Below are 327 nucleotides of genomic sequence, written 5' to 3'. Positions count from 1 at the left end.
AATCCACGCGCCCACGAGGGGCGCGACCCGAGCAGGACGGCGCTTGCGGCTATTTCGGCAGAGTTTCAATCCACGCGCCCACGAGGGGCGCGACCCGTGTCCGCGTCGATGAGCAGCATCGTGGAGTCAGTTTCAATCCACGCGCCCACGAGGGGCGCGACTCGAGGTCACGCCCGCGCCCAAGGACTGCGTCCCAGTTTCAATCCACGCGCCCACGAGGGGCGCGACCCCCTCGCAGGCGAGGTCGATCACTTGACCATCCAGTTTCAATCCACGCGCCCACGAGGGGCGCGACTGTACATGAGAGGAGTGCCATGGCAAACCCCA

The 327-nt window shown here is 66.4% G+C and carries 1 CRISPR repeat array (only partly in view).

Going from position 1 to position 327, the window contains the following annotated elements:
• A CRISPR array of direct repeats spans positions 1-327; the repeat unit is 27 nt; unit sequence AATCCACGCGCCCACGAGGGGCGCGAC (it extends past both window edges: 205 nt to the left, 104 nt to the right).

The sequence above is a fragment of the Olsenella uli genome (assembly GCF_901212675.1).
Taxonomy (GTDB): domain Bacteria; phylum Actinomycetota; class Coriobacteriia; order Coriobacteriales; family Atopobiaceae; genus Parolsenella; species Parolsenella uli_B.
Note: the sequence above shows the minus strand (reverse complement) of the source record. Positions and strands in the feature narration are given on the sequence as shown.